The organism is Streptomyces sp. SLBN-31 (genome assembly GCF_006715395.1).
Classification (GTDB): domain Bacteria; phylum Actinomycetota; class Actinomycetes; order Streptomycetales; family Streptomycetaceae; genus Streptomyces.
Genome location: NZ_VFNC01000001.1, coordinates 3,728,496 through 3,752,605, shown reverse-complemented (window position 1 = coordinate 3,752,605; position 24,110 = coordinate 3,728,496). Strand labels below are relative to the sequence as shown.

At 70.9% G+C, this 24,110-nt stretch carries 21 protein-coding genes and 1 pseudogene; 9 read left to right on the top strand and 13 right to left on the bottom strand.

The genetic code is table 11. The features are described 5' to 3' along the window. Genes FBY22_RS17335 through FBY22_RS17315 form a run of 5 tightly spaced genes read left to right on the top strand, consistent with a single transcriptional unit; the run spans window position 1 to window position 4,880 of the window. Window positions 1-1,107 (top strand): MCE family protein, encoded by a 1,107-nt coding sequence (locus tag FBY22_RS17335; protein WP_142147764.1) that lies wholly within the window; start codon window positions 1-3, stop codon window positions 1,105-1,107. Then, the gene (locus FBY22_RS17330; protein ID WP_142146576.1) at window positions 1,104-2,381 is read left to right on the top strand and encodes an MCE family protein; all 1,278 of its coding nucleotides are present in this window, start codon (window positions 1,104-1,106) and stop codon (window positions 2,379-2,381) included. Before FBY22_RS17335 ends, FBY22_RS17330 begins: the two co-directional genes overlap by 4 nt. After that, a complete protein-coding gene (locus tag FBY22_RS17325; protein WP_142146574.1) occupies window positions 2,378-3,655 on the top strand; it encodes an MCE family protein in 1,278 nt (425 codons plus the stop codon). Before FBY22_RS17330 ends, FBY22_RS17325 begins: the two co-directional genes overlap by 4 nt. Beyond that, window positions 3,628-4,152, top strand: a complete 525-nt coding sequence (locus FBY22_RS17320) for a hypothetical protein (RefSeq protein ID WP_142146572.1) — start codon at window positions 3,628-3,630, stop codon at window positions 4,150-4,152. The genes FBY22_RS17325 and FBY22_RS17320 overlap by 28 nt, the downstream gene beginning before the upstream one ends. A gap of 41 nt (window positions 4,153-4,193) precedes the next feature. After that, a complete protein-coding gene (locus FBY22_RS17315; protein WP_142146570.1) occupies window positions 4,194-4,880 on the top strand; it encodes a hypothetical protein in 687 nt (228 codons plus the stop codon). A gap of 149 nt (window positions 4,881-5,029) precedes the next feature. On the opposite strand, the gene FBY22_RS17310 is transcribed toward FBY22_RS17315, so the two are convergent. Together FBY22_RS17310 and FBY22_RS17305 are read right to left on the bottom strand one after the other, a co-directional pair. Further along, a complete protein-coding gene (locus FBY22_RS17310) occupies window positions 5,030-5,911 on the bottom strand; it encodes a YegS/Rv2252/BmrU family lipid kinase (protein WP_142146569.1) in 882 nt (293 codons plus the stop codon). Between the two features lie 38 nt (window positions 5,912-5,949). After that, the gene (locus tag FBY22_RS17305; protein ID WP_142146567.1) at window positions 5,950-7,539 is read right to left on the bottom strand and encodes an FAD-binding oxidoreductase; all 1,590 of its coding nucleotides are present in this window, start codon (window positions 7,537-7,539) and stop codon (window positions 5,950-5,952) included. A 165-nt stretch (window positions 7,540-7,704) separates the two neighbouring features. On the opposite strand from FBY22_RS17305, the gene FBY22_RS17300 reads away from it, so the two are divergent. The 3 genes from FBY22_RS17300 (at window position 7,705) to FBY22_RS43880 (ending at window position 10,413) form a co-directional block, all read left to right on the top strand. Next, on the top strand, window positions 7,705-8,316 hold the full coding sequence (locus FBY22_RS17300; RefSeq protein ID WP_142146565.1) for a TetR/AcrR family transcriptional regulator: 612 nt from the start codon (window positions 7,705-7,707) through the stop codon (window positions 8,314-8,316). Continuing rightward, complete coding sequence (locus FBY22_RS17295) at window positions 8,313-9,884, top strand: glycerol-3-phosphate dehydrogenase/oxidase (RefSeq protein ID WP_142146563.1); 1,572 nt, start codon at window positions 8,313-8,315, stop codon at window positions 9,882-9,884. Before FBY22_RS17300 ends, FBY22_RS17295 begins: the two co-directional genes overlap by 4 nt. 373 nt (window positions 9,885-10,257) lie before the next feature. Then, window positions 10,258-10,413 carry a hypothetical protein gene (locus FBY22_RS43880; RefSeq protein WP_160159888.1) on the top strand — a complete coding sequence of 52 codons (156 nt, stop codon included), beginning with the start codon at window positions 10,258-10,260 and terminating at the stop codon, window positions 10,411-10,413. Window positions 10,414-10,461: 48 nt separating this feature from the next. Here FBY22_RS43880 and FBY22_RS17290 read toward each other — a convergent pair whose 3' ends face one another. From FBY22_RS17290 to FBY22_RS44985, 7 genes and pseudogenes are all read right to left on the bottom strand, one after another. After that, the gene (locus tag FBY22_RS17290; RefSeq protein ID WP_142146561.1) at window positions 10,462-10,755 is read right to left on the bottom strand and encodes a DUF1330 domain-containing protein; all 294 of its coding nucleotides are present in this window, start codon (window positions 10,753-10,755) and stop codon (window positions 10,462-10,464) included. Window positions 10,756-10,794: 39 nt separating this feature from the next. After that, window positions 10,795-12,003 carry an RNA-guided endonuclease TnpB family protein gene (locus FBY22_RS17285; protein ID WP_142146559.1) on the bottom strand — a complete coding sequence of 403 codons (1,209 nt, stop codon included), beginning with the start codon at window positions 12,001-12,003 and terminating at the stop codon, window positions 10,795-10,797. A 177-nt stretch (window positions 12,004-12,180) separates the two neighbouring features. Beyond that, a complete protein-coding gene (locus tag FBY22_RS17280) occupies window positions 12,181-13,614 on the bottom strand; it encodes an MFS transporter (protein ID WP_142146557.1) in 1,434 nt (477 codons plus the stop codon). Then, a complete protein-coding gene (locus FBY22_RS17275) occupies window positions 13,611-13,973 on the bottom strand; it encodes a MarR family winged helix-turn-helix transcriptional regulator (protein WP_142147761.1) in 363 nt (120 codons plus the stop codon). The genes FBY22_RS17280 and FBY22_RS17275 overlap by 4 nt, the downstream gene beginning before the upstream one ends. Window positions 13,974-14,503: 530 nt before the next feature. Next, window positions 14,504-14,953, bottom strand: coding sequence for a DUF5707 domain-containing protein (locus FBY22_RS17265; protein ID WP_142146555.1), 450 nt, complete (start codon window positions 14,951-14,953; stop codon window positions 14,504-14,506). 365 nt (window positions 14,954-15,318) lie between these two features. Continuing rightward, on the bottom strand, window positions 15,319-17,004 hold the full coding sequence (locus FBY22_RS17260; protein WP_142146553.1) for a ribonuclease J: 1,686 nt from the start codon (window positions 17,002-17,004) through the stop codon (window positions 15,319-15,321). Between the two features lie 269 nt (window positions 17,005-17,273). Further along, window positions 17,274-17,459: pseudogene (locus FBY22_RS44985) on the bottom strand (MerR family transcriptional regulator); the annotation flags it as partial. A gap of 1,029 nt (window positions 17,460-18,488) precedes the next feature. Between FBY22_RS44985 and FBY22_RS44175 the strand changes: the two are divergent. Continuing rightward, window positions 18,489-19,628, top strand: a complete 1,140-nt coding sequence (locus tag FBY22_RS44175; RefSeq protein WP_174267053.1) for a hypothetical protein — start codon at window positions 18,489-18,491, stop codon at window positions 19,626-19,628. 56 nt (window positions 19,629-19,684) lie between these two features. Here FBY22_RS44175 and FBY22_RS17250 read toward each other — a convergent pair whose 3' ends face one another. From FBY22_RS17250 to FBY22_RS17235, 4 genes are all read right to left on the bottom strand, one after another. After that, entirely contained in the window at window positions 19,685-20,137 is a 453-nt protein-coding gene (locus FBY22_RS17250) for a hypothetical protein (protein WP_313905419.1), read from the bottom strand. Between the two features lie 440 nt (window positions 20,138-20,577). After that, window positions 20,578-21,369 (bottom strand): hypothetical protein, encoded by a 792-nt coding sequence (locus tag FBY22_RS17245; RefSeq protein ID WP_142146551.1) that lies wholly within the window; start codon window positions 21,367-21,369, stop codon window positions 20,578-20,580. Then, window positions 21,332-22,492 (bottom strand): WD40 repeat domain-containing protein, encoded by a 1,161-nt coding sequence (locus FBY22_RS17240; RefSeq protein ID WP_142146549.1) that lies wholly within the window; start codon window positions 22,490-22,492, stop codon window positions 21,332-21,334. Before FBY22_RS17240 ends, FBY22_RS17245 begins: the two co-directional genes overlap by 38 nt. Continuing rightward, the gene (locus FBY22_RS17235) at window positions 22,405-23,706 is read right to left on the bottom strand and encodes a helix-turn-helix domain-containing protein (protein WP_160159887.1); all 1,302 of its coding nucleotides are present in this window, start codon (window positions 23,704-23,706) and stop codon (window positions 22,405-22,407) included. The genes FBY22_RS17240 and FBY22_RS17235 overlap by 88 nt, the downstream gene beginning before the upstream one ends. Window positions 23,707-24,110 lie beyond the last annotated feature (404 nt).

Below are 24,110 nucleotides of genomic sequence, written 5' to 3'. Positions count from 1 at the left end.
CTGGTTCTGGTCACCGTGGTGGCGCTGATCGCTGCCCTCACCTACGCGCTGTGGCCGCGCCCCGGGAAGATCCACGTCACCGCGTACTTCCCACGCACCGTCGGCATCTACCCCGGTTCGGACGTCCGGGTCCTCGGCGTCCGCATCGGCGAAGTCCGGAAGATCACTCCCGAGGGCGACCGGGTGCGCGTCGAGTTCGAGTACGACGAAGGGCGCAAGGTCCCCGCCGACGCGAAGGCCGCGATCATCAACTCCTCGGTGGTCAGCGACCGTTACGTGCAACTGCTGCCGGTGTACCGGACGGGCCCGATCCTGCGGAACGGCGCCGTCATCCCCGAGAAGCGCACCGCCGTACCCGTGGAACTGGACCGCGTCTTCGACAGCCTGCACACCACGGCGGCCGCCCTCGGCCCCAAGGGCGCCAACAAGGACGGCTCCCTGTCCCGGCTGCTCGGGGTCAGCGCCGACAACCTCGACGGACAGGGCGAGAACCTCAACCAGACGGTCCAGGACCTCTCGCAGGCGGTCACCACCCTGTCCGACGGCCGAACGGACCTGTTCGGCACGGTACGGAACCTGCAGGTGTTCACGGCGGCCCTGGCGGCCGACGACATGAGCGTGCGGTCGTTCAACACCAGCCTCGCCAAGGTCGCCGAGCAGCTCTCGGGCGAGCGCAAGGACCTCGCGGCGGCGCTCGCGAACCTCGCCACGGCGCTGGGTGACGTGTCCTCCTTCGTGAAGAAGAACAAGAAGTCGCTGACCTCGGACGTGAAGGGCCTCAGCAAGGTGACCCAGGTGCTCGTCACCCAACGGGCCGCGCTGAACGAGCTGTTGACGGTCGCGCCCGTCGGTCTGTCCAACCTGAACAACACCTACAACCCCTCCTCCGGCACCCTCGACACCCGCAACAACGCCCGGCAGGCCCAGGATCCGGCCTCGCTCCTGTGCTCCCTGCTCAGGACGACGGGCGACGAAGGGGGCAAGAACCCCGACTGCAAGGAGCTGACGAAACTCTTCGACTCCCTGCCCGAACCTCCCACGCAGGGTGCCGCGGTGACGGGCACGACCGACAGGACGCTCGGCGGGATCCTGGGGGCGAGCGCATGAGCATACGACGCAAGGCGGGGACCTTCGCCTGGGCTGCGGTCGGCTCGCTGCTGCTGTCCGGCTGCGAGTTCAACGGCTGGTACGACGTCCCACTGCCCGGCGGTGCGGCCGACGACGGCCACGCGTACCACGTCACCGTCGAGTTCCGTGACGTCCTGGACCTGGTGCCGCAGTCGGCGGTGAAGGTCGACGACGTGACCGTGGGCGCGGTCGAGAAAGTGCAGCTGGACGGCTGGCACGCGCGCGTACGGCTACGGGTCGCCGACTCGGTGAAGCTGCCCGCCAACGCGGTGGCGGAACTGCGGCAAACCAGCCTGCTCGGCGAGAAGTACGTGGCGCTCGCCGCCCCGACCGGCACGGCCCCCGTGGGCCGGCTGCGCGACGGCGACCGCATCCCGCTGTCCCGCAGCGGCCGCAACCCGGAGGTCGAGGAGGTGCTGTCCGCGTTGTCCGCGCTGCTCAACGGCGGTGGGGTGGCCCAGCTCAAGACGATCACCGTGGAGTTGAACAAGGCCCTGGACGGCCGCGAGAACCGGGTCCGGTCGCTGCTGAAGGAGCTGAACACGTTCGTAGGCGGACTGGACGAGCAGAAGGCGGACATCGTCCGCGCGATCAAGGCCGTCGACCGGCTCGCGGGGCGGCTCGGCAAGGAGAAGGAGACCATTGCCAAGGCCGTCGACACGATGCCGCCCGCGCTGAAGGTCCTGGCCGGCGAGCGGCGCAAGCTGACGAAGATGCTCACCGCCCTGTCGAAGCTCGGCAGGACCGGCACCAAGGTGGTCGAGGCCTCGCACGACGACACGGTCGCGAACCTCAAGAAGCTCCGGCCGATCCTGCGGCAGCTGAACAAGGCGGGCAGCGACCTGCCCAACTCCCTCGAGCTGCTGACCACTTACCCGTTCCCGCGCAACGCCACGGAGGCGGTCAAGGGCGACTACGTCAACCTCCACCTCACCGCGGACCTCGACCTCGCGGACCTGTACGGGAACGTGGCGGACGGCAACTCCGGTGAGGACAGGGGCGGTTCGCAGCCCCCGAGCACGCCCGACGTGCCGGATCTCCCGGACCTCCCGGACGTCCCGGACCTGCCGAGCGTCCCCACACCGACCGCGCTGCCGAGCACGCCGGGCCTGCCGGCCCCATCGGCCTCCTCGGGCAGCGGCGACGTGCTGTGCCCGCCCGTGTGCACAAGCGCCTACTCCACCCGCGCCCGCGCACCCGAGGGGATCGACCTCGCGCTCGCTGAGCTGATGCTGAAGGGGGTCCAACCGTGATCACCCGTACCGTCAAGGCACAGTTGCTCGCCTTCGCCGCCGTCACCGCTGTTGGGGTGTCGTACGTCGGCGCCGAGTACACCGGCCTGGTGGACAGCCTCCTGGACCGCGGCTACACCGTGCGGGCCGACTTCGCCGACTCCGGGGGCATCTTCCCGGGCGCCGAGGTCACCTACCGCGGGGTGCCGGTGGGCCGCGTCGGCTCGCTGGGACTGACCGGCGACGACGGTGTGTCGGTCGCCCTCGACATCAAGGACGGGGCGCCGCGCATCCCGGCGGACACCCTCGCCGTGGTCGCCAACCGCTCGGCGGTGGGTGAGCAGTACGTCGACCTGCAGCCGCGCACTTCGCACGGCCCGTACCTCCTCGACGGCAGCGCGATCCCGCGGGGCAGCACCCGGGTGCCGCTACCCACCACCGACCTCGTCCTCAGCCTGGACCGGCTGGTGAACTCTGTCGGCAAGAACGATCTCCGGGTCACCGTCGACGAGTTGGGCAAGGCCTTCAACGGCACCGGCCCGGACCTGAGCCGGCTGGTGGACTCCGGCAACGCGCTCGTCGAGTCGGCGTCCGACTCGCTGCCCCAGACGATCTCGCTGATCGAGGACTCCCGGAAGGTCCTCAAGACGCAGGCCGACCAGGGTTCGTCGATCAAGTCGTTCGCGCACGATCTGGCGCTGCTCACCGAGCAGTTGAAGTCGAGCGACGGGGACCTGCGCAAGCTGATCGGCAATGCCGCGCCGGCCGCGCAGGAGGTCAACTCCCTGCTCAGGTCGACCGGTCCGCAGCTTTCGGTCCTGCTGGCCAACCTGATCAGCGGCGGCCAGGTCACACTGGCCCACCTGCCCGGCGTCGAGCAGGCGCTCGTCACCTTCCCGGCGCTGGTCGCGGGCAGCTACACGGTCGTCCCGGGCGACGGAACCTTCCACTTCGGCCTTGTGGTGAACGCCGACGACCCGGCGCCGTGTACCCAGGGATACGGCACGACCCGGCGGGACCCCTCGGACACCGGCACGCGCGCGGCGAACACCGACGCGCGCTGCACCGCCCCGCGCGGCAGCAAGACCTCAGTACGGGGCGCGCAGAACGCCCCCGGCGCACGCTCAGCTTCGGGCGGCGCGAACCCGGCGGCGTACGTCACGCCGTACGACCCGGAGACCGGCACCGCGACCGGCCCGGACGGAAGGCCCGTCGAGATCGGCTCGACGGGCGGCCAGCAGACGGTGTTCGGAAAGGAGTCCTGGCAATGGTTGCTAGTCGGTCCTATGGCCTGACCGTGAGAGAACTCGGCGGGAACCGGAAGGCACTCACGGTCGGACTCGTCGTGGCGACCCTCCTGACCACGGCAGCTGCTCTCTGGCTGAGCCTGCGCCTCTACGACGAGCACGAGAAGGACACGCGGCGCCAGGACATCCTGTCCGCCGCCCGCCAGTCCGCGCTGAACTTCACCTCGCTCGACTACCGGCACTACGACCGGGACAGCGCCAACGTCCTCGAGAGCGCCACCGGCGACTTCAAGAAGCAGTTCAGCGCGCAGACCCAGGACCTGACCAAGCTCGTCGCCGAGAACAGGTCGGTCTCCGAGGGGCAAGTCCTCGACGCCGGCATCGTCCGCTCCGACGCGCACTCGGCCCGCGTCCTGGTGGTCGCCGACAGCAAGGTCACCAACATTGGCGTGCCCAAGGGGCAGGCCCGCACCTATCGGCTGCAGCTCGACCTGGTCCACCGGAACGGGCGCTGGCTGACCTCCGACGTCGAGTTCGTGGGCTGACCCGCACCACCGGTCACGCACCACCAGTGAGGAGTACGACGATGGCGAACCCGACAGCCCGTAGCCGCGCGATGAACGCGGCCGCCCGTGCGGCGGCCAAGCGCACCCGGCGCATCGAGGATCCGAAGCAGCCCGAGGAACCCCTCACCGGGCGCACCCTGACGATCGACCCGCCGGCCGCGGACGGCTGGGAGGACCCGCCGGAGCCGTCAGCCGAGGACCTGACGGACGAGGCGCCGGCCCGCCCGTCCCGGCGGTGGCTGGTCACCGCGGTGCTCGGCGCCCTCCTGGTCATGGGCCTGGTCGCGGTCGCGGTGCTCGGCTGGCAGTACGGGCAGGAGCGGCGCGCCGAGAGTGCCCGGGCGCAGGCACTGACGGCCGCGCGCAAGGCGGCGCCGGTCGTGCTGTCGTACGACTACCGGCATCTGGACCGTGACTTCGCCCGGGCACGTGATCGGCTGACCGGGCACTTCCGGGACGAGTACGGGAAGACGACGGCGAGTGTGGTCGGGCCGACGGCGAAGAAGTACCACGGGGTGGTGAAGGCGTCGGTCACCGCGGCCTCCGTCGTCTCGGCGGCACCGGACAGGGTCACCGTCCTGCTCTTCGTCAACCAGGTCACGCAGAGCACCCAGGTCTCGGGCTCCCGTCTGGACCTGAACCGGGTGCGGATGACGATGAGCCGTACGTCCGACGGCTGGAAGGTGATCGCCGTGGACGCGCTCTGATCAGCCTCTTCGGGCCACCCCCGCGCCCTCCGCGCGGGGGCATTCTTGTGTGCGCTCTCTTGACGGAAACGAAGGTGAGCACTGCATAACGTGAACAGGCGGACCGGCTCGCCAGGTGCCTCCTCGGCGGATGAGACGATCTTGCGGGCTCAGTACAGCACCGGCAGGTCCCCGGGCCGCACCCGCACGGTGACCGGGAGGGTGGCGTCCACCTCGCCGTCGGCGCCGTAGGGGACGGGCCGGTCGGCCTCGATGCGCAGCTCCCGGCCGCGCAGGACGCGCACTTGGGGGCGGTGGACGTGGGCGCCGGTCTTCAGCTCGTTCATCAGGGTGAAGAAGAGCGTGCGTGGGGCCTCGCGGATCAGCACCACGTCCAGCAGTCCGTCGTCGACGCGCGCGTCGGGCGCGATGAGCCGGCCGGAGCCGTAGTAGGGGGAGTTGGCCGCGACGACGGTGTAGCCGCGGTGGAGGTGTTCCTCGCCGTCGACGGTGACGTGGTAGTCGGCCGGCCGCCACGTGGTGACGGCGCGCAGGCCGCCCGCGTAGTAGGAGGCGGCGCCGCGCAGCAGGCGGGCGTTGTTGGCGTACCGGTTGGCCTCGGCGTCGACGCCGGCGTACACGCTGCCCAGGACCACCGTGCGCGGGTGGACGGCCGACTCCACCTCGATGGTGTCGACGGGCCGGGGCTCGGCGTGCAGCAGGATCTGCGCGAGGGCTTCCGGTTCGGCGGGCAGGCCAAGCGCGCGGGCGAAGTCGTTGCCGCGTCCGGCGGGTACGAGGCCCAGCACGGTCCCCGTGCCGCTGAGCGCGCCGCCGATGCCGCCCGTGATGCCGTCGCCGCCCACGGCCAGAACGATCCGGCCGCGTTCGCCGGCCGCGCGGGCGATGTCCTGGGCGTGGGCGAGGTTGCGGCTGTATTCGGTCTCCAGCTCGGCGCCGGCCGCGCGCAGCAGCCGGGCCAGCTGGAGCAGGGTCGCCGCCCCGGTGGAGCCGCCCGCGGTGGGGTTGATGACGGCGGTGAACTGGCGCATCGAATGGGCCTCCGAGGCAGGCGGTCGGATCGGGTGGGTCAGTCGGTGGGCAGCAGGACGCCGGGGTTGAGCAGCCCGTCTGGGTCCAGGCGGTGCTTGACGGCGCGCAGGGCGGAGACGCCGAGGGGGCCGGCCTCGCGGACGTACCAGTCGCGGTGGTCGGTGCCGACCCCGTGGTGGTGGGAGATGGTGCCGCCGGCCGCGAGCACGGCCTCGTTGGCGGCGTGCTTGGCGGGCGTCCAGTGGGCCACCGGGTCCTCGCCCTGGGCGCTGACGACGGTGAAGTACAGGGAGGCGCCGTTCTCGTACACGTGGGAGATGTGGCACATCACCAGCGGCGGGGTGCCGGCCTGGGTGAGGGTGTCGGTCAGGGCGGTGCGGACGGCGGTGTACAGGTCGGGGACGCGGGACCAGAAGGCCGCGGTCTCCAGCGTCTCGGCGAAGGCGCCGGCGTCGAGCAGGGCGTCGCGCAGGTACGGCGCGGAGTAGCGGCCGTGCGCCCAGCGTTCGCCCGGTTCGGCGCCGGCCGGGGTGCCGCCGCAGTCTGCCAGGACGGCCGCCGCCCGCTCGCGGCGATACGCGGTGTCCTCGGCCGTCCCCTCGTATCCGGCGATCGCCAGGCAGCCCGCGCCGCCTGACGTCAGGTCGGCGCCGATGGCGTCGGGCTGGGCCAGGCCGATGAGCGTCTCGGTCTCGTCGGACAGGCGCAGCACGGTCGGCCGGGGTCCGTTCTGGGCCAGCCGGCGCAGTGCGGCGGTGCCCTCCTCGAAGGAGGCGAACCGCCAGCCCTCGTACATGCGTACCTCGGGCAGTGGGCGGATCCGTACGGTGACGGAGGTGATGACGCCGAAGGCGCCCTCGGAGCCGAGGATCAGCTGGCGCAGGTCCGGTCCGGCGGCGGAGCGGGGGGCGCGGCCGGTCTCGATCGTGCCCTCGGGGGTGGCGAGGGTCAGTGCGAGCACCATCTCGTCGAAGCGGCCGTACCCGGCGGACGCCTGCCCGCTGGAGCGGGCCGCAGCGAAGCCGCCGATGGTGGCCCATTCGAAGGACTGCGGGAAGTGGCCGAGGGTGAAGCCCTCTGCGGCGAGCAGTGCTTCGGCCTCGGGAGCGCGCACGCCGGGCTGGAGGACCGCGGTGCGGGAGACCGGGTCGAGGTCGAGGAGGGCGTTCATCCGGCGCAGGTCCAGGGCGACGAACGCGCTGCGCTGCGGGGCGAGTCCGCCCACCACCGAGGTGCCGCCGCCGAAGGGCACGACGGCGAGGCCGTGCGCGGCACAGGCGCGCAGGACGTCGAGGACCTCGTCGTGGGTGGCGGGCAGGACGACCGCCTGCGGGACGTCGCTGACGTCGCCGGCGCGCAGGCGCAGCAGGTCGGGGGTGGACTTGCCGCGGGTGTGACGGACGCGGCTCTGCGCGTCCGTGCGCACGTGCTCGTCACCGACCGCCGCGGCGAGGGCGCGCAGGGCGGCCGGGGCTGCCGTGAGGGCGGGCGGGCGGATGTCCTCCAGGCCGAGGGCGGGGGTGCTGCGCGGCCTGACACCGAGCAGGTCGTGCAGCAGCCCGGTCACCGTCTCGGGCAGCGGTGCCGCCTTGGCCGGGTCGCCCCAGCCGTTCCACAGCATGTCCATTGAACGGTCGTCCTCACAGGTCAGTTTGCTGGTCGAAGGCTCGGTCGGGGGCCTGGGTGCCCGCCTCCGTGCGGCTCGGCTTGCCGTCGGGGCCGTGCCGCTGGATCCAGGCCCGTCGGGGCCGTGCCGCTTGGGCCCAGGCTCCGAGGCGTTACACTGTGACACATGACGCCTATTCGTCACAACGGTTCAGGCGGCGGATCGGACAACGACGCCGTCCTCGACGCGGTCCGCGACTGTGTTCTGGCCGTCGGGGTGCGGCGCACCACGCTCGCCGACGTGGCCCGCCGCGCCGGGGTCTCCCGAATGACGCTGTACCGCCGCTGGCCGGACCTGCGGACCCTCGTGGGCGACCTGATGACGCGGGAGTGGGTCGGCGTGGCCACCCGGGCCATACCGGACCCCGCGCCCGGCACCGGCACGCGCACCCGGATCGTGGACGGACTGGTGGCCGGGGTCGAGGCCTTCCGGGCCCACCCGCTCTTCCGCAAGATCGTCGACGTCGACCCGGAACTGCTCCTGCCGTACGTCCTCGACCGGCGCGGCGCGAGCCAACAGGCACTGCTGGGCCTGCTGGCCGACGCGCTGCGCGAGGGCCACGCGGACGGTTCGGTACGGCCCGGCCACACCGAACGGCAGGCCCGGGCACTGCTGTTGACCGTGCAGTCCTTCACCCTGTCCCTGCGCACGATGACCGACGAGGACGACCCGGAGCTGGACTCGGCCGCCTTCCTCGGCGAGCTGCGCACCCTCCTGGAGAGGACCCTGACGCCATGAGCCACACCGAGGCCGCGCCCGGCTCGTCCCTGAGCGCACACCGGCGCCGCCGGGAACTGACCGAGGCCGCGGACGGCCGGACGGTCGACGTCCTGGTCGTCGGGCTCGGCGCCACCGGGGCCGGCGCCACCCTGGACGCGGCGGCCCGCGGCCTGGACGTCGTCGCGGTGGACGCCCACGACCTGGCCTTCGGCACCTCGCGCTGGAGCTCGAAGCTCATCCACGGGGGGCTGCGCTACCTGGCCTCCGCGCAGTTCGACGTCGCCCACGAAAGCGCGGTCGAACGCGGGGTGCTGATGACCCGGACGGCCCCCCACCTGGTGGCCGCCCAGCCGTTCATGCTGCCGCTGACCCCGCTGGTGTCCCGGGGCCAGGCCTCGCTGGCCTGGGCCGGGCTGCGAGCCGGGGACATGCTGCGGCTGGCCGCCCGGACCCCGCGCCCGGTACTGCCCGCGCCGCGCCGGCTGTCCGCGACGGAGGCCCGGCACCTGGCGCCCGCGGTCCGCGCGGCCGGCCTGCGCGGCGGACTGCTGTCCTGGGACGGCAAGGTGACCGACGACGCGGCGCTGGTGACGGCCCTGGCCAGGACGGCCGCCGCGCACGGCGCCCGGGTACTGACACGGGTGCGCGCACTGGAACTGACCGGCACCGGCGCCCGCGTCCGCGACGAACTCACCGGCGAGGAGGGCGAGATCAGAGCCCGTGCCGTGATCAACGCCACCGGGGTGTGGGCGGGCACCCTCGCCGACGGCATCCGCATCCGGCCGTCCCGCGGCACCCACCTGGTCCTGCGCTCACAGCAACTCGGAGCCCTGCCGGCCGGCCTGCACATCCCGGTCCCCGGCGAGACCAACCGCTTCGTGCTGGTCCTGCCACAGGGGGACGGCCGGGTGTACGTCGGCCTCACCGACGAGCCGGTCGAGGGCGCCATACCGGACGTGCCGGAGGTGCCCGAGACCGACATCGGCTTCCTGCTGGACGTACTGGGCTCGGCCCTGGACGTGCCGGTCGGCCGGGACGAGGTGGTCGGCGCCTTCGCCGGCCTGCGCCCGCTGCTCGACACCTCCACCGGCGGCTCCCCGGACCACACCTCCGACATCTCCCGCCGACACGCCGTACTGACCTCGCCCGACGGGGTCACCATCGTGGTCGGCGGCAAGCTCACCACCTACCGGCGGATGGCACAGGACGCCGTGGACACCGCCGTCGCGGCCCGGGGCCTGCGCGCCACCCCCTCCCCCACCGCCACACTGCCGATGACCGGTGCCGCCTCCCCCGAGCGGCTGCGCGCACTACCCGTTCCCCGCCGCCTGGTCCGCCGGTACGGCACCGAGGCCGTGGCGGTCCACGCCCTCGCCACCCACGACCCCACGCTGGCCGAGCCGGTGCTCCCCGGCCACCCCGTCACCCGCGCCGAACTCCTCTGGGCCGTCCGCCACGAGGGCGCCCTGGACGAGTCCGACCTCCTGGACCGCCGCACCCGCATCGGCGTCGTACCAGAGGACCGCGCGCAGGCGCTCCCCGTCGCCCGCGAGATCCTCGGGAAGGCGGCAGCGGTACACCCCTGACCCGGCCGCCCCACCCAGCACCGGTCGGACCAGGCGGCGACGCGGGCCTCCAGCCTGCGATGCGAATGCGGGCTGCATCCGCGGCTTCATCCCGCGTGGGGCGCGGCATGGAGGCAGGCGGCGGAGCGCGTCTCCAGGACGGTTGAGTGCATTCGATGTGCCGCCACGCTCCGGTGCCGTCATGCGGCGCGCCGCAAACCTGGAATGTCCACAGATCAACGAGCGCGTGCACGCCGCATGATCCCGACCTTCGTCACCCGAACAGCCCACATGCGTCTCCTTCGGGCGGGCCCGATCCATGTGCACCGGTCAAGCTGATCGAGCAGTCCCCGCAACGGCGATACCCGTGAACACTGCTTCATCGGGAGGCGTCATGATCGTCACCGCTCTGCTCCTGCCGGTCGTACTGCTGCTCGTCCTGTTCGGACTGGACGCCTGGGAAAGCCTCCTGTTCCACCACGACAGCGACCCGCCTCCTGAACAGCCGTGGCGCCGATCCCAGGCTTCCGGATCACCTCACCAGCGCTAGCTCGGGCGTTTCCTCCGGATCTTCAGTGAAGATCCGACTGGACCTCGGTCAGTCGATGCCTTCGACGATGCGGAAGTCGCGCTCGACGCCGTCGGAGAGGGCGACCAGCGCCTCCTGGTAGGCCGCACTCTCGCGTGCCGCGACGGCCTGCTCGAAGCTGTCGAACTCGATCAGGATGGTGCGTTCGGCGATTCCGGCGTCATACGTCACGACCCGACCGCCACGGACGAAGGTCCGACCGCCCCCGGCCTTGACGGCCGGAGCGGCCAGCTTGTCGTAAGCAGCCAGCTTCTCGGGGTCCGAAATGGTGCGGTAGACGCTGACCCAATACGCCTTGGGCATAGAGAGAACCTCCAGTGTTGGGTTGACTTCCTCCCCCGCCTAAAGGCGGGGGATTCCAGCGGTCGCCCGCTGGGGTTCCTGTTTCACCGACGACCGCCCCGTCCGGGAGGACTCCCGTTGAGGTCTTACACCGTCTCCACAGGCAGACGCCGCCAGCCCGGCGGCCAGGATGTTGCGTGCCGCGTTCACGTCGCGGTCATGCACCGCGCCGCAGGCACACGTCCACGCGCGGACGTTCAGCGGCAGCTTCCCGCGGACCGTGCCGCAGCTCCCGCACAGCTTCGAGCTGGGCAAGAAGCGGTCGATCACGACGAGTTCGCGCCCGTACCAGGCGCACTTGTACTCCAGCATCATGCGCAGGTCCGTCCAGGCCGCATCCGAGATCGCGCGCGCCAGGCGCCCGTTCTTCAGCAGGTTGCGGACGGTCAGGTCCTCGATCACGACCACTTGGTTCTCGTGGACGATGCGCGAGGTCAGTTTGTGCAGGAAGTCGCGGCGCCGGTCAGCGATCCGCGCATGGACCTTGGCGACGCGACGACGGGCTTTCTCCCGGTTCGCCGAGCCCTTCGCCTTGCGCGCCAGCTCGCGCTGCGCCCTGGCGAGACGGGCGCGGTCGCGGCGCTCGTGCCGCGGGTTGGCGATCTTCTCCCCGGTCGACAGGGTCACCAGCGGCGTGATCCCGGCGTCCAGGCCGACCGCCGGATTTGTGGCGGGGGCCGGGGCGATGCTGTCCTCGCACAGCAGGGACACGAACCAGCGGCCCGCCGCGTCGCGGGACACGGTCACCGTGGTCGGCTCCGCACCCTCGGGCAACGGCCGCGACCAGCGGACGTCCAGCGGCTGCGCCATCTTGGCCAGCGTGAGCTTCCCCTCGCGCCAGGTGAAGGCGGAGCGGGTGTATTCGGCCGACGCGCGGGACTTCTTCCGCGACTTGTAGTGCGGATACTTCGCGCGCTTGGCGAAGAAGTTGGCGAACGCCGTCTGCAGATGACGCAGCGCCTGCTGGAGCGGGACGGAGGACACCTCGGTCAGGAAGGCCAGTTCCTCGGTCTTCTTCCACTGGGTGAGCGCGGCGGAGGACTGCACGTAGGAGATGCGGCGCTGCTCGCCGTACCAGGCCCGGGTGCGCTCCTCCAGCGCCTTGTTGAACACCAGCCGGACGCAGCCGAACGTGCGCGACAGCTCCGCCGCCTGCTCGTCCGTGGGGTAAAAGCGGTACTTGAACGCCCGCTTGACCCGCTCCGCCAAATCTCACACCCTATCAGCTCCCGTGTGAGCGCTGGGTGTCGGCCCGTGTGCGGTGGCCGTCGGTCCGCCCCGGCGGCGAACCGGCTCTCCCTGCCCTGCTCCGCAGGAGCTTCGCTTCCTCCCCCGGCTCAAGCCAGGGGTATCCACGTAAGGAAGGCCCCGATGAGTGCATCCGGCTTACGGGTTGGTCTCGGGCGAGCGTCGGCGGGCGAGAGCGAGGCTTGTCAGCGTCGTGATCGCCATGGCACCGATGCCGACCAACGCCGCGGTGGTGTAGGCGCTGTCGTCGGGGAAGAGGTGGCCGGGGCCGGTGCCCGCGGCGAGGATCAGTCCGCCGACGGCGCTGCCCAGGGAGTACCCGACGCTGCGGACGACGTAGTTGAAGCTCATGGCGCTCGACGTCTCGCTCTTGGGGGTGACGGCCAGGATGACGCCGGGCATCGCGGCCGAGAAGCCGCCGACGCCGAAGCCGAGTACGCCCATCGCCGCGAACAGTTCGGTCAGCTCCGACCGGGCCGCCGCGAACAGGGCGAACCCGCCGCCGACTACGACGGCGCTGCCGGCCAGGAGCAGGGGGTCGGCGATCCGCGTCCGGAGCCGCGGCGTGAGCTTGCCGGCGACGAACCCCAGCACCGAGAACGGGATGAGGACCAGCCCGGCGACGAAGGTCGTCAGCCCGAAGCCGTAGCCGGCGCCGTGCGGCGTCTGCGCGTACCGGGTGATGAGCGTGAGCAGGAGGTACATGCCGATCCCGCCGACGAACATGGCGAGGTTCGCCCCGGCGACCGCCGGGTGCCGCACCGCCCGCACATCGACCAGGGGCGTCCTGCTGCGCAGTTCGATGACGGCCCAGACGCACAGCAGCACCACTGCGACGACGGCGAGTCCCGCCGCCACTGCGAGGTGCCGACTCCACAGATTCCGTTCACCGGCGAGGAACAGCACCAGGAGCAGCGCGGCGGCCAGGACGACCGCGCCTGCCACGTCCACGTGGGCGGAGCGGCCTTCGGGGGCTTCGGGCATGGAGCGCCACGCGGTCAGGAGGGCGGCGGCGGTGACGACCAGGCCGAGGCCGTAGGCGGCCCGTACCCCGCCGAGCTCGGCGAGCAGTGCGGCCAGCGGGTAGCCGACGCCGGCCCCGATGATCGAGACCACCGAGATCAGGGCGATCACAGCCGCGCTGCGCTCCTCGGGGAGGTGGTCCCGGGCCACGCCCATCATCAGCGCCGTGAGTCCGAGCCCGACGCCCTGGGCCGCCCTGCCGGCCAGCAGCCACGCGAACGGCAGCGGCAGCACGGTGAGCGCGCTGCCGGCGACGACGACCGCCAGCGTGGCGAGGATCGTGGCCCGCCGGTGCGGGCCGGCTCCGAGCCGGCCCAGGACCGGCGTGGCGACGGCGCCGCTGAGCAGCGCGACGGTCAGCGTCCACTGCGCGCTGCCGAGCGAGACGTGGAACGAGGTCGCCACGCTGGTGATGAGCGGCGTCCCAAGGCTGGCGACCGCCGCCACGACCAGAGCGATGAACATCAGGGCGGACACCAGCAGCCGCGCCTCGGAACGCGCCACGGGGAACGCCTTCACCGCGACCCCGCCGTCCGGCTGCCCGGTCACCGTGTGGTCGCTTCGCGGTCCTGGCTTTCGAGCTCTGCCAGATGCTTCAGCGCCGGAAGGGCCGCCACCAGCGCCTCGACCTGGTCGCCGGTCAGCTCGCCGATCAACCGCTCGAACGCGTTGACGCCCGCCTGACGCCGCGTCCGGACATAGGAGGCGCCGGCCTCGGTCAGGCACACCAGCGTGACCCGCTTGTCGGACGCGTCGCCCCGCCGCTCGACCAGGCCGGACTCCTCCATCACCCGGACCAACGCGGTCATCGCGGGCTGGGTGACGCCCTCGACCGCGGCCAGATCGGTGATGCGCCGCGGGCCTGTCCGGTCCAGGGTCGCCAGGGTGGCGGCGGACGTCAGGCTCATGTCCCGGGGCAGGCGTCTCGCGGCCCTGGTGGCCAGGCCGTAGAGGACTGCCCCGATGGCGGCGGACGCGCCGGGAGCGGCGTCTTGATGACTCACCCTAGAAGCATAACGTTTTTATATTCACAGTCTATGAAAATGGTCGACTGGCGCTGACGACCTCGACCGATGGGAGCCGATAGCGTCACGGAGCGCTGCCGCAACGACTTCAAGTACGCCCTTCGGCCTGGAGCCGGCAGACACCGGCTTCCACCACAGCGTTCTGTCCGACTTCCGCGACCGGCTCACCGAGGGCGACTGCGCCGACCGACTGCTGGACCTCGGCGAGCTTGACTGCGGCTCGGCGCCTGGACCGGCCTCCTGCAGTTCGGCGACCAAGCTCAACCCGAGCTGCTGGGCGGCCTCGATCACCCGCAGTGCGGTCACCGCGCCTCGTCTCAGAGGCGGTGGCCTTCATTGCCGCGTTCCGGTCGCGGTGAGCAGGGGCGTGACTTCTTGGTTGCAGCCGTATCGCTCGCACACGCGTATGTGGGTCATACGGTGAAGTTGGCGGCCTTGGTGTCGAGGGTGGTACGGCTGTCCTTGGCCGTGGCCAGGACGGCCACGTACCACTGTCCCCGCGGGGTGGTGTCGGCATCGGCGCGGGAGACGGTGACGCGGTAGGTGCAGCGCGCGGTGTGTCCACCCGAGGGCGTGCAAAGGGCTGATTCGGCTTGGGCCATTTCCTTGGCGGTGGGCGCCTTCTTCGCCAGCGACGAGGTAGTCGGCCAGGCCAGCACCTTCACCCTCTTCACGCCCGAGGGGGCGGTGACGTCGGTGGTGAACGTCAGCGAGCCGGCACGGTCCGCGCCGGGAGCGGTGTAGCGCACCGTGCTGTGCGTCAGTACCGGCGCCTGGTTGCCGGCGTATGCAAAAGCGAAGGCACCCGCGCCTGCGAGGACCACGGCACCGGCAGCTGCGGAGATGACGATACGACGCGACATGGAAGATTCCCCCGACAGTCTCAGCTGGATCACAGCGCCCTGGGTGGCGCCGTGTCCCCAGCTTGGCCGCACAGCAAGCCCCCGGGTATGAGTACACGTACTCAACTCCCTTCTAAGTAAGGAGCCTTGAGTGCGTGTTCCTCAAAGTGACACTCAATTGATGTCCGCGCCCCCGGGTCTTCTGCGACCCCAAGAGGGCCCGCTGCGGCGCACGCCGACGGGCCCTTCGCCGTGTCCCGACAGGTAGTCGGCCGTGAAGTTGCGGTCGCGCCAGATGACGGCCGTCGTGCACACGCGGCCGCGGCCGGCACGGCCCCCGGTTCCGGCCGCGGCCGGAACCGGGGGCCGTGCCGCCGGGCCGGGGCTTAGGCGTCGACGATGACGGGGATGATGAGGGGCTTGCGGCGGTGGGTGCGGAACGCCCAGTTCGCCACGGCGCGGGCGACGAGCTGTTCGAGCTGGCGGGCGTCCCCGACGCCTTCCTCGGCAGCAGTGGCCAGGGCCTTCTCAATGACGGGGATGACCGACTCGAAGGTGGCGTCGTCGTGTACGAAGCCCCGGGCCAGGAAGTCGGGGGCCTCGGCCAGCGCGCCGGTGTCGGCGTCGACGATCGCCACTACCGTGACCACGCCTTCGGCGGCGAGGGTGAGGCGGTCCTTGAGGGACGCTTCGGTGGCGCCGCCGACCTCCATGCCGTCCACGTAGACGTTGCCCGCGGGGACCTTGCCGGTGATGGACGCGCGCCCGTCGACCAGGTCGACGACGACGCCGTCCTCGGCGATGACGACCCGTTCGGGGTCGACACCGGTACGGATGGCGAGGTCGCCGTTGGCCCGCAGGTGGCGCCATTCGCCGTGCACGGGCATGACGTTGCGGGGCTTGACGATGTTGTAGCAGTAGACGAGTTCGCCGGCGCTGGCGTGCCCGGAGACGTGCACCTTGGCGTTGCCCTTGTGGACCACGTGGGCGCCCCACCGGGTGAGACCGTTGATCACCCGGTAGATGGCGTTCTCGTTGCCGGGAATGAGGGAGCTGGCCAGCAGGACGGTGTCGCCCTCGCCGATGCGGATCATGTGGTCGCGGTTGGCCATCCGTGACAGCGCGGCCATCGGCTCGCCCTGGGAGCCGGTGCACACCAGGGTGATCTTGTGGTCCGGGAGTTTCTCCAGCTCCTTCGTGCTCACGACCAGACCAGAGGGGACCTTCAGATAGCCCAGGTCACGGGCGATGCCCATGTTGCGGACCATCGACCGGCCGACGAAGGCGACCTTGCGGCCGTGCTGGTGGGCGGCGTCCAGGACCTGCTGGATGCGGTGCACGTGGCTGGCGAAGCTGGAGACGATGACCCGGCGCGGCGCGGTGCGCATCACCTGCTCGATCGCCGGGTTCAGCTCTCGCTCGGAGGTGGTGAAGCCGGGTACTTCGGCGTTGGTGGAATCGGTGAGGAACAGGTCCACGCCCTCATCGCCAAGGCGGGCGAAGGCACGCAGATCGGTGATGCGGTCGTCGAGAGGGAACTGGTCCATCTTGAAGTCGCCGGTGTGCAGCACCATCCCGGCCTGGGTGCGGATCGCGACCGCGAGACTGTCGGGGATGGAGTGGTTGACCGCCACGAACTCGCAGTCGAAGGGCCCGAAGCCACGCCGGTCGCCCTCCCGTACCCGTACCGTGCGCGGCCGGATGCCGTGCTCCTTGAGCTTGGCCTCCAGGAACGCCAGCGTCAGCTTGGAACCGACGACGGGAATGTCGCGCCGCTCGCGCAGCAGGTACGGCACGCCGCCGATGTGGTCTTCGTGGCCATGGGTGAGGACCAGGCCCACGACGTCGTCCAGCCGGTCCCGGATCGAGGTGAAGTCCGGCAGGATCACGTCCACGCCGGGCTGGGTCTCCTCGGGGAACAGCACGCCGCAGTCGACGATGAGCAGCTTGCCGGCATGCTCGAAGACGGTCATGTTGCGGCCGATCTCGCCTAGGCCGCCCAGGGCGATGACCCGCAGCCCTCCTTCGGGAAGGGGCGGGGCGGCTTTCAGCTCGGGGTGCGGATGACTCATGCCCCTGACGTTACCCGGAGAGCGGGACGGGTGATCCATCGCCTGTGTGATTCAAAGGAGCGCTCGATATGACGCGCCGCCGAAGACGTACGGGCACTCAGGTCTGTATCCGTCTCATCTGCACGCCGCCCCGGCCCCAAGTCAAGAGGTACTCCGCGCCGCCATCCCCGGCATCCGCCGCCTCGGCCCGAGCCGCGCCGTATACGCCACGGCGAAGTAACACGCGAGGGCGGGGCTCATTGCCCCGTCGGCGGTCGGTGTCTGCCCGTTCAGGCTGAGGTCGTCGGCTGCTCGCGGTCTTGTGCGCGCAGTTGCTCGTTGATGCGCTGGGCTTCTTCGAGCTGGTCTTCGAGGATGATGATGCGGCACGCAGCCTCGATGGGGGTGCCCTGGTCGACGAGTTCGCGGGCGCGGGCGGCGATGCGACGCGTCGAGGGGCCTGGGCGCCGTAACGGCGCTCAGGCCCCGAGCTTTCAACACCATCTACCGGCAAACTGCGCCGGCCTTCTGTATCCGCAGGGTCCGCCTGGAAGGGCGCTGCGGGGATCGCGGATGCGTGACCGGGGACCACCTTCCAATCCGGGGCCTTGCGGTACCCGGGCGAGCTACCTCTTTGCCCGGGCGATCCTGATGGCGTCTCGCTCCTTACCTTCGCTTACTCGACTGCACTGCTGGATACCACGGGTACTGCCCACAGCCTCGCGGGGCCGTGTCCTTCTTGACATACCGGCACGGCAGTTCATGTCTGCCGCGCCCACTTCGACTTCCTGGATACGAGCAAAACGGTACCCCAGCGACCCCTCAATGTCTACTGCCGCCATGACAGGTTTTCTATGAGGCCGGTGCTCGGAGTTCTTCCTCAGGTACAGCGGGAAGAATGGCGTCCCGGAATGAAGCCCGGTACAGCGGCCAACCCACTTCCAGCCCTGCACCCGCTCCCAAGGCGTTCTCGGGCTCCTCCACGTCGCCGCCGTAGAGAGCCCGTAGGCCACTGGGCGGGGACCATGAGGAATGCGCGGGCTGAGCCGCAAACCGAAACCCAGCCCTGACTGGGGGCAAGCAGAAGCGGCTCGAACGACTCATCCAACGAGCCGGGCACACAGGTGACTTCGACCCGTCTCTCCCCGCGGCTTGGCTCACCGCCGCCGTCTTCGGACTCCAGCACACCGCTGCGGAGCAAGTCGCGACCGGGCGCCTCACCACTGCGCTCTGCGCCAGGGAGGAGGTCGCTCGCAGGCCCGCGGAAAGCAGACTCACCACACGGCAACCCCGCGGCCGAACCGACGGGACGCCGGTACAACTGTCCGACGTCGGCGTGTGTCTGAGATACGGAACTTGCCTTGTCCGGCTCACCGCCCATCTTCGTCACTTCGCCCAGGGGTCATTGCATGCTCCGCTCCGATCACAGCTTTCGTACACTTCGCAGGGCCGTCGGAACCGTCGGCGCCGGCGCACTGATCACGTTGGGCACCGCTCCCTGCGCCGTGGCCGATGATTCCGGGACCGAATTGGTGCTGGGGACCATCGCTCCGATCAGCGGAGTGCGGCCGGGGAGCACCTTCGAGGCACCGGTCACCTTCGGCAACAAGGGCACCCAGGCACTGCGGAAGGTCTGGCTGCGGTACACCGTCACCCAGGGGTTGGATTACGCCGACGTGCCCTCGAACTGCGTGCGGTGGGACATCGGCTCGTACGACGAGTTGCCGGCCAGATCCCAGATGACCTGCGGGTTCGACCAGGCCGTAGAGCCGGGTGTCGTCTACGCGCCCGAGAGGCTGACGCTCAAGGCTCTCCATCGGGCACTGTACGAGGATCTCGATGTCGCCGTCGGGGACTATGACTTCGGCCCCGACGAAGGCGCGAGCAGGCCCATGCGCGGAACCGCTCCCGCGGCGAAGCTGGTCGAGCGGCCCGGCTCCGTTCTCACCGGCAGTAGCTCCGGGAACCACGACTATGCCGAAGATCGGGTGCGGGTGAAGGCGGCGAACACGGCCGACTTCCAGGTGTCGGGAGCGCGGCTGAACGGCCGGGTCGGAGACACGGTCGACCTGCAGGTGAAGTTCATCAACGCCGGCCCCGCCTGGGTGCTGGTGAACCCGGGCCCTCCCGTGCCGACCCGAGTCCTGATCAAGATTCCCTCGGGTACGACCGCGGTCAAGGCACCAGAGTGCAAGAAGCCGACAGCCGGGACCTACGACTGCTACATCGCACAGGGCTGGGTGGAGGAGGACCAGGTGAACACCTACTCCTTCAAGCTGAAGATCGACAAGGCGATGGCGGGGGCCAAGGGCTCAGTGGCCCTCAATGCCGAATCCCGCCCGTACGACGTGAACAAGGCGAACGACAAGGCCGACATCCTGCTCGACGTCGAGGGCAGTGGTTCGACGGGCGGCAGCGGTTCGCCGGGCGGTTCGGGTTCCAGCGGCGAAAGCGGGACGACGGGATCCGGGGCCACCGGCAACTCCTCGGCCACCGGATCTTCGGGAAGCGCCTCCACCACCGGCGGTAACCTCGCCGCCACCGGTTCCGGTCCTGCGCTGCCCCTCGCGGGCGCCGCGGCCGCGGTCGTAGCCGCCGGTGCGGGTACGGTCCTGCTCGTACGTCGCCGCGCGGCCCGGCGGTAACCCGTTCGGCACGCGTACCTGACGGCGTCGCACCCCGCACGGAGGCGCCCCGCTCGTCAGCGAGCAACCGCAAGGCCGTGGGCGTGGAGACGACCGGGCCGAAGACCTCGCCCTGGTCCGCAGCAGGGGCGAGGCCAGCCCGACGAGTTCGCGGTGCGGGCGGCGAACGCGCGTGACGACATCACCAGTGCGCCTTCATTGCGGCACCAGCTGGTGTAGGCGGCGTGGAGCGTGGTCTGTTCGGCGCGCAGGTCGGAGGCGAGGCGGCAGCATTCGTCGTACGAGCGGCCGGTGTGGTCCTCGGCCTCGGCGTAGGCGGTGGTGGTGCCGATGGGGACACGTTCGGGGCCGGTGAGGTCCCGGTCGCCGGCCAGGTAGCGGTGGGCGCCGCCGATGAGCCAGCGCAGGATGCCGAGGCCCTCTTCGACGATCAGGAGGGCGGCGAGGTTGTCGCCTTCCCCGTCGGCGACCCGCGACAACTTCTCCCGGGCTGCGGATCTGTGGGGCACCCCCGGCCGCGAGGCCGAGAAACCCCACCTCGGTTCGCTCCCCACCGACCTGCCGGTCTACCGACCACAACCCTCAACCTGAGGACGCGCGTGCGCACCCACCCGGTCGGTTAGCGCCCCTATCACCTGGACCGCGTGCGAGAGATCGCTGCGCCGAGCCCCGAGGTTGGTGCCGCGTAACCGCAGCGGGATGTGCGGTACAGGATCAGCCGACGACGATGCGGACCCGGGCGAGCGCGGCCGTCACCGCCTGGCTGCAGCACCGGATTCGGCGCGCGAACGCGTCACGCGCGACCTCCCGTACGTGCTCGCGTTGCAGCCGGGCGCCGGTTTCGGTCGGTTGGGGCGGCCCGGGCTGGGCCGCCGACGGCAGAAACACTGAGCGACTCGGCACAAGCAACGGCCCGTCACCCACCGGCGGAGCCGGGTTCAGACCCAGGTCAGGGCCTACACAGCCCGAGTCCTTGTTCAGAGTCTGTTTGTTCAGCCCGCTCGGGCCGACGTCGAACAACCAAGACCGCTATCCCTTGGTCGGCGGGCACCGACCGGGGCCCGCTTGGAAAGGGGGCGGGGTGTTCGTGGCAAAGCGGAGAGTGAAACGAGGGGCGTTCCTCGCGGTGGCGCTCGGTTGTGTGGCCGCGGGCGGCCTGATCGTCGCCGCGGAAGAACGACCACCAGAGGCCGGAAAAACCGCCGGTGCTGCCGTACGGGACCTCACTGCCAAGGAGAAGAACCGGCTGTACCAGGCGGAACAACTCCTGCTGCGCACCTGTATGCGCGACCACGGCTTCGAGTACCGTCCAGTGCCGCGGAATCCCGTACCGCAGGCCAGGGAGTTCCCCTATGTGGTGGACGATGTTGCCTGGGCCCGGAAACACGGCTACGGCAGCGACATCCAGCGCGAGATGGCCCGGTTGCGCGAGCAGGACGTCAACCAGCGGTACTTCCGCTCTCTGCCCCGGGAACGCCGGGCGCAGGCGTTGCGTGCGGCCAACGGTCAGGACCCGAACGGCGTCACCGCTCGCGCGCTTGACGGCATGGTGCTGCGACGCAGCACCGAAGGCTGTCAGTCGGACACCGACCGCGTCCTCTACGGCGATCTGGCGGCCTGGTTCCAGGCCAAGGTGACGCAGGATTCGCTCCCGGAGGTACGCCACAAACGCGTCATGGCCGATCCGGCCTTCGGGCGGGCCGTCAAACAGTGGGCTCATTGCATGCGCGCTGCCGGCCATCCCTACGCCAGCCCCGCTCAGTTGCGAGAGGAGGCGCTTTCGGGCCCAGGCGAACCCGCACTCGCGCAGCGCCAGGAGATACGCCTCGCCGTGGCCGAAGCCCACTGTGCCGCCGACACCGGTTTGGCCGGTACGGCACACGCGTTGGACCGGACATACGCGATCCGGCTTCGCCACCAGTACCGCTCCGAGTTGTCTTCGTGTTGCCGAGCCCACCTCTGGCGAGGAGCAGACGGCCGTCCGGACTGAAGGCCGTGGCACGCGTGGCTTCCGCGAGAACGGGACTGCCCTGGACAGCGGGTACCGTGCCGAGGGCCCGCGGCCGGTGCGGGCGGGTGGCGTCCCACAGCCGTACGCCCCCGGCGTGGCCGGTGGCCAGGAGACGGCCGTCGGGGCTGAAGAGCACGGGTACGTCGCCCCGGTGGCCGGTCAGTTCGGTGGCGTAGGGGGTGGTGAAGGCGCTGAGCAGGCTACTGCGAGCCTCGACCGTGGGCGCCAGCCGATAGGCGGCCAGCGACAACTGCAGTGACAGGGCGGGGTCGGCCGACCGCAGCGCCCGGACCTGCTCGGCGACGCGCTGGGAGGCGGCGATGTCCCGTTGCTGGTCGGCTCTGTGCTGGGCGCGGACGGCGACGACCGTGGCGATGCTCGTCAGGGCGAGCAGAAGGCTGAGGAGCGCGATCAGACGGCGCATGCGCCGCACCCGCCGTCGGGCGGCGGTCTGCTCGGCCAGGTCGGCGGCGCGGGAGGCATCGAGGAACTCGCGCTCCAGGGCGCTCATGTCTCGCGCGGCACCGGCGGACCACTCGGCGACCAGGGCCAGGCGCGATCCGCGGAGCAGGACCTCGGGGTCCCGGCCGACCGACGCCCAGGTCTGGGCGGCTTCGGTGAGCAGGCGGTGGACCCGCACACTGTCGCGGTCCTGGGCGAGCCAGTCGCGCAGGCGGGGCCAGCAGCGGATCAGTGCCTCATGGCTGATCTCGACGCTGTCCTGGTCCAGGGACAGCAGTCGTGCCGCGGCCAGCCGTTCCAGGGTCACGGTGGTGTCGGGGTCCGTGCCGTCCACCTCGTCGCGGGTGATACGCCGCTTGGTGTCCTCGGTGCCCTCCCCCAGCGCGCACACAGGCGCAGGAACACCCCTTTGGCGACCCGCTGTTCGGACGCGGTCAGGCCGGTGTAGACGCTCTCGGCCGTACGGGCCAGGGCACCTTCGATTCCCCCCGCGGCCTGGAACCCCGTCAACGTCAGCGTGTTGCCCCGTCTGCGCCGCCAGGTCTCCAGCAAGGCATGGGACAGCAGAGGCAAAACCCCTACCCGGTCGTGTGCGTGGGCCACCAGCTCCGCGAGCAGCGCTCCCTCCAGCGTGCACCCGGCACGGACGGCGGGCCCGGTGATCGCCCGGCGCAGCTCGTCGGTCGTCAGCGGACCCACGGCGACCTGAGCGCCCCCGCACGCCTCCGACAGTTCCGGGTGACGGGTGCAGTGCGGGTAGAAGTCGGCACGTACGCCCAGCACCACCCGGCAGCGGCTGTCCTCGGCGTGCGCGGCCGCGACCAACGCCCGGATGAATTGCGACCGTTCGTCGCCCTCCCGGCACAGCGTGAAGACCTCCTCGAACTGGTCCACGACCAGCAGCAGCTCCGCGCCGTCGCCCTGGTCTGCCAGCGCTTGCCGCACCGCCCGGTGCAGGGCCTGGTCACCGGCGGCGGAATCGACGTGCTGGGTCTCGGCCGAACGCACGGCAGACGGGACAAGAGCGGCCGCGCTCGTCCGCAACGGGTGCGCGCCGGGCACGAGCACCACCGCGCGCCGCTGACCGTGCGCCGTCTGCCAGCGCGGCACGACACCCGCGCGCAGGAGGGAGGACTTGCCCGACCCCGAGGCGCCGAACACCGCGACGAACCGGCTCTTCTCCAGCTGGGCCGTCACCGCGTCGACCAGTCGCTCCCGTCCGAAGAACCAGTCGGCGTCCTCCGCTTCGAACGCCGCCAGCCCGCGGTAGGGCACGACGTCGCCGGTGCCGTCGGCCGGCCCGTCCCGCTCGGCTCCCTCCGCCTCGCTGTCTGCGGCGGCCAGCTCGGCCGCGACCTCTTGCCACCGCTCCGTCCACTGGCGTACATCGCCGTCACACGCCTCGACATAGGCCACCACGACGGACAGCGTGGGCAGTCGACGCCCTGCGGCCGCCTCGGAAAGTGTCGCCGCCGAGTAGTGCGCGCGCTCGGCCAGTTTCCGGTAGGTCGGGCTGCCCGCCTCCTGCCGCAGTCGGCGAAGATCGGCGGCAAACCTGAGTAACGAACTCTCCCCCACGTCCAGCGGACGCTCTCTGCGCGGCACCCCAGTCCCCCTCATGCACCGGGCCCACATCCGTCTCATGGAGCATGGCCGAGTGGGGCATCCGGAAACGGTCATTACGCGCCATCTGTCCGTGATCTGCGGCGACGCCAATGTGATCGTCGTTTCGTGCGGGCGCTCCGGCGCAGGGAGCCGCTTCCCTGGTTCCGCTGGGAAGGAGCTCACTCTGCACGCCTTGTGCTCGGTGCTGACCGACCGTCCGCTGAGGGTCCCGGCGGTCTACCCCGTCTGGCCCATGCCCAGTGACGGAGTACCGGCCTGGAATGGAGCAAGGCGCACACTGGAAGAGCACGCCCTGTTGTCTGCGGGCGTGCCGGTGATGGGGCTCACCGCAACCGCGGAGGCGTTCGCTGACGGTCCGTGGTCCAGTGCCGACCAGGAGGAGC

Excerpts from the sequence above, each read along its gene's own strand:
- FBY22_RS17330 (WP_142146576.1), top strand. The coding sequence starts at position 1,104 with ATGAGCATACGACGCAAGGCGGGGACCTTCGCCTGGGCTGCGGTCGGC.
- FBY22_RS17320 (WP_142146572.1), top strand. The coding sequence starts at position 3,628 with ATGGTTGCTAGTCGGTCCTATGGCCTGACCGTGAGAGAACTCGGCGGG.
- FBY22_RS17315 (WP_142146570.1), top strand. The coding sequence starts at position 4,194 with ATGGCGAACCCGACAGCCCGTAGCCGCGCGATGAACGCGGCCGCCCGT.
- FBY22_RS17310 (WP_142146569.1), bottom strand. The coding sequence starts at position 5,911 with ATGCGCCAGTTCACCGCCGTCATCAACCCCACCGCGGGCGGCTCCACC.
- FBY22_RS17305 (WP_142146567.1), bottom strand. The coding sequence starts at position 7,539 with ATGGACATGCTGTGGAACGGCTGGGGCGACCCGGCCAAGGCGGCACCG.
- FBY22_RS17300 (WP_142146565.1), top strand. The coding sequence starts at position 7,705 with ATGACGCCTATTCGTCACAACGGTTCAGGCGGCGGATCGGACAACGAC.
- FBY22_RS17295 (WP_142146563.1), top strand. The coding sequence starts at position 8,313 with ATGAGCCACACCGAGGCCGCGCCCGGCTCGTCCCTGAGCGCACACCGG.
- FBY22_RS43880 (WP_160159888.1), top strand. The coding sequence starts at position 10,258 with ATGATCGTCACCGCTCTGCTCCTGCCGGTCGTACTGCTGCTCGTCCTG.
- FBY22_RS17290 (WP_142146561.1), bottom strand. The coding sequence starts at position 10,755 with ATGCCCAAGGCGTATTGGGTCAGCGTCTACCGCACCATTTCGGACCCC.
- FBY22_RS17275 (WP_142147761.1), bottom strand. The coding sequence starts at position 13,973 with ATGAGCCTGACGTCCGCCGCCACCCTGGCGACCCTGGACCGGACAGGC.
- FBY22_RS17265 (WP_142146555.1), bottom strand. The coding sequence starts at position 14,953 with ATGTCGCGTCGTATCGTCATCTCCGCAGCTGCCGGTGCCGTGGTCCTC.
- FBY22_RS17260 (WP_142146553.1), bottom strand. The coding sequence starts at position 17,004 with ATGAGTCATCCGCACCCCGAGCTGAAAGCCGCCCCGCCCCTTCCCGAA.
- FBY22_RS17245 (WP_142146551.1), bottom strand. The coding sequence starts at position 21,369 with ATGGCCGGCAGCGCGCATGCAATGAGCCCACTGTTTGACGGCCCGCCC.